Below are 4,355 nucleotides of genomic sequence, written 5' to 3' on the forward strand. Positions count from 1 at the left end.
GCGTAGCCAAAGGCGAAGCCGGGCACCACGATATCGGGCAAGTACGAGGACCGCTCCGAACTACGCCTTGGCGAGCCAGCTTTCTGTTCGGAGCGCAGCGACGAACGAAGACTGCCACGGCGGAGCCAAAGGCGAAGCCGGGCACCACGATATCGGGCAAGTACGAGGACCGCTCCGAACTACGCCTTGGCGAGCCAGCTTTCTGTTCGGAGCGCAGCGACGAACGAAGACTGCCACGGCGACTTGTCCCCGCGTAGCCGAAGGCGAAGCCGGAAGCCGGAAGCCGTTGCGGAGCGAGAGCGACGCTGAACAAACCGAGAAGAGATTGGGGACCAACAGCGTCGCGGAACAGATCAAGCAGGCGACCGGGTGAAGGAAGACCCGACACTGACATGGCCACTGTCCACAACCGGACGGTGGCCCTTTTCTTGTGCGCCGGACTGGGCTCAGCAAAGTTCGCCGAAGCACGCAAACGCCGCCGCGCTCCGGCGTGCGGAAAGTCCATGCGAGACATAGAGTTTCGACAAACCCCGCAAAGACTGCAAAAACGCCGCATGCGTGTCTGCATCGCACGGCCTCTTCGCCGTCCTGCTGGCGGCACCGCTGCTGCGAATTCGGGGATCCCGGTCGCGGGAGAGAGGGGGGAGGGGAAGGGGAAGGGGGGATCTCTCCCTTCCCCATCCATACTATCGCACAGCGCCAGCGCCCGAGTGCAGACGCCCGCCGCCGGGGCACCCGACCCATCCACCGGCTGCATAGCACGCAGGCTTTTTTGCTGTTTTTGCGGGGTTTGGCGGAAAACCCTTGCACCACTTGGAGTTCCAGCCTCTTGGACTACTGCGAGTTTTGATCTACGGGGGAGTGTTTGTCGGAAGCAGGTGTGCATTCTGGAGTATGACCGTGGTGGAGCCTACAGAACGGAGAATTCGTGAATGCCGTGTGCTCTGTGTTTGCAACAGCAACCGTTGTGCACATCGCACATCATCCCTGAGTCTGCCTACAAATCTCTCCATGACGACAAGCACAGGATGTGGCGCTTGTCAGCGAGCGCGGACACTCGAACTGTTCGCCTCTGTTGCCCCGCCGGGTCCTTCGGCGTGGCAGCGCCTGCAATCCCCCGCGGCGTTTCCGGCAGACCAGAGCGGTCTCCAAACCTGCAAAAAGATCGTCCTCTGTCCTGCGAACATACCATTGAGGACCCGGGATTGGCCCGGCCCCGAGCACCGGCGCAAAGACCGGAAAAGGAGACAGGAACCATGGGAACCATCAAGAAGACAACCAGGGCCACCGCGCCAGAAAGGACGGACGAGAGGGACGGGTGGCGGCGCGCGGAAGTCGCCACGATAGTCCACGAGGTCCGCCGCCATATGGGGCGGGGCCCCGTCCACAGCATCACCGTCGACCTCTGGGTCACGGGTATGAGCTGCAAGAGCAGGAAGTTCGTTCTGGACGGGGCGTCGGCGGTCGCGGAGGTGCGGGCCTTCTTCGCCTTGTTCGACTTCCCGCTGACGAAGGCGGAGGAGCTCGACGCGGCATGCGCGCGCGCTTCCGCCGGGGAGCTGTGGGTACAGGAGGGGCCCTCCGGCTTCTCCTTCCTGGGCGGCCTGCCGCGGCACTTCCATCGGCGCGACCCGGAGGACGGCGTGGACATCTGGAACCACGAGCGCCACTGGGCGGCGCGGGAGGCGGCGGCACAGCTGCCCCCCGTATACCACCGCTGACCGCACGCGAACGGACGGCCCGGCGCACGACGCGCCGGGCGCGTCCCGTCCCGGACACCCCCCCTTGCGGCAAACGCCGCAAGGGGGCGGCAAACACCGCGACGCACCGAGGACCGTTTCCGCCGGTCCCCTCTGCCCGAAACCCCGCCGAAGGCAAACGCCGCAAACGCCGCAGACTTCTCTCGGGCAAATGGAAAGGGGGGGCGGGACGGGACAACACTTCCGGAAGAGCTGCTGGGAGCTGGCGGCTCTCCCTTCAGGGGGGCGGGGCTTCTTCCTCTTTCCTCCTTCTTTCTCCTTTCTCTCTCCTATTTTCTCTTCTTCTTCTCTTTCCTCTTTCTCTCCCTTCCTCTTCCTCTTGTCTCGTGGACATGACACTGCCACGTTCCTTGCGCACCCGATGATGATACTGCACCCTCCCGTACCATCGAACGGGCCCGGGGAGTTTGCGAAGTTTGCAGTGTTTGCCGTTTCTCCTTGCCGCTATTGGACTTTCCACACCGGAGGCGGGCAGGGAACAGATCAAGCAGGCGACAGGGTGAAGGAAGACCCGACACCGACACGGCCACCATCCACAGCCGGACGGTGGCCCCTTTTCTTGCGCGCCGGACCGGGCCTGGCAAAGTCCGCCGGTGCCCGCGAACTTCGCCACACATCGGCGTGCGGAAAGTCCATGCGGGGCATCGAGTTTGGACAAACCCCGCAAAGACTGCAAAAACGCCGTATGCATGTCTGCATCGCACGGCCTCTTCCCCGTCCTGCTTGCAGCACCGCTGTTGCAAATTCGGGGATGCCGATCGGGAGAGAGAGAGGAGCCTTCCCTTCCCCATCCACACTATTGCACATCGCCCGCGGCCCGAGCGCATACACCAGCCACCGGGGAACCCAATCCGTCCACCGGCTGCATGGTGCTCAGGCTTTTTTGCTGTTTTTGCGGGGTTTGGCGCAAGCGTCTGTAGACATTGGACTTCTAGCCCGCTGGACAGTGGCAGCGTTTGCGGTTGCTTGGAGTGCAGTACACAAAGTATTGAACAGGACTTTCACCTAGAACCCAAGAGAAGACAATTCCTTTGCGCATGCTATCAGTAAAGTCTTAGCTTTGGACAAGAACGCAAATCGGATTTTCCGCGTTGGTTTTGATGTAGTCTTCACACGCGGATGTGAATACATGCTCTGATAGCGGTTTTCGTGAACTTCAGTCACAAAAGCGAACGTGGATGGGTATTTCTTGGCGAATCGTGATGTTGGCGACTGCAGCACATATGCAAATAATCCCAGGAACGTTTACGTGGGCGTATAACTCATTCGTCCAAGATTTGCAGGGAATGGCGTGTCGCAAACCGCCGGGCACAGTCATATCCCACATAAGGACCAGAAGATAAGCAAGGATTATCCCGCCAAGAGGCACACCAACAAGCCACGGAACAGCGCCCGGACATCTAGACTTTTCGGCCATCCACTGCGAATTCCTTTAATAATCACCACGCACGCAATAGCATTCACGCAAATGATTTGACACACTTTGTCTTGGTTCAGCGGGAATTGGACAATCGGCGTTTCCCGCTTAGCACTATGTTCCGCCCTTCGGGCGGGAGTTTTCTGAGACATTGGGGGTCTATCAATCCGATGGGTTGTTGAGGGGGGGGACGGGATGTCAATTGCTCGCCCCGTCCCTGTGCCCATCGTCTTGATGAGCCCCGCCGGGCTATCCTTGGCCGGTTGCTCTCCAGCAGAGCCGGCCTCCGTTTCACCCGGCAACCGTCACGTTATATCGCGACGGGAAGCGGATTCAACTGTCGTGTCCCGCTCAGGTTCACGTACGTCACGTCGATGTGCCACTCCTGGTGCGGCCGCAAGGGCTGCACGAAGCCCGTGCCCTTCAGGGACGGCTTCACGTCGCGCCGGCCCAAGAGCCCCTCGCCCTTGAGCGTGCGGTATACCGTGCTGGGCGACACCGCCACAATATCCGCGTCCATCATCATGTACGCCAGCCGCCGGTAGCCCTCGAAGGGATGCTCGATGAAGTAGTCCACGATGACGTCCCGCTCCCAGTCCAACAGCCAGAAGTCGCGCGGGATCATCCCGTTGTGCTCGTTGGCCTTGCCGTAGCGCTGCTTCCATGTGTAGAACTTCGAGCGGGAGAGCCCAAGCCATTGCACCAACTGCTGTTGGGCGAACCGCCTCGCGCGTCCACAGCGCGAACGGCAGCTTCAACTGGTCCGGATGATGGTCCACCACCAGCTTGCACACCTGCGCCGCCTGCTGCGCGTTGAGCTTGCCCGCGCCCTTGGCGCGGCCGCGCTTCTTCGCCTTCAGCGCATCCATGCCGCTCGCAAGATAGGCGCGATGCCACGCGCTGGCCATATTGCGATGCACGCCGAAGGCCTTGGCGGCCTCCACGTACGTCATGCCGCCGGCCACCGCTTGAACCACGCGCGTGCGGATGGCCTCCTGCGCTGCCGGACTGAGATTTCGCGTATCGTTTGCCACACCTCAAGCATGGCATATTTCTTCCTGAGTTCAACATTGGGACACCCGATCAAGTGAAAAGGTCGTAGAGCCGGCGCTGTTCCTCGTCCATCTGCAGCAACGTCCGGCGTTCTTTCGGGTCGTTGGGCAGGCGGAAGGTCATCT

The 4,355-nt window shown here is 61.3% G+C and carries 2 protein-coding genes; one reads left to right on the forward strand and one right to left on the reverse strand.

Annotation, left to right across the window (positions count from 1 at the left end; genetic code table 11):
- The first annotated feature begins 1,256 nt into the window (after positions 1-1,256).
- Entirely contained in the window at positions 1,257-1,721 is a 465-nt protein-coding gene (locus tag KA184_12890) for a hypothetical protein (protein ID MBP8130467.1), read from the forward strand.
- 1,761 nt (positions 1,722-3,482) lie between these two features.
- On the opposite strand, the gene KA184_12895 is transcribed toward KA184_12890, so the two are convergent.
- On the reverse strand, positions 3,483-4,130 hold the full coding sequence (locus KA184_12895) for a hypothetical protein (protein ID MBP8130468.1): 648 nt from the start codon (positions 4,128-4,130) through the stop codon (positions 3,483-3,485).
- Positions 4,131-4,355: the final 225 nt, after the last annotated feature.

The organism is Candidatus Hydrogenedentota bacterium, from assembly GCA_018005585.1.
Classification (GTDB): Bacteria; Hydrogenedentota; Hydrogenedentia; order Hydrogenedentales; family JAGMZX01; genus JAGMZX01.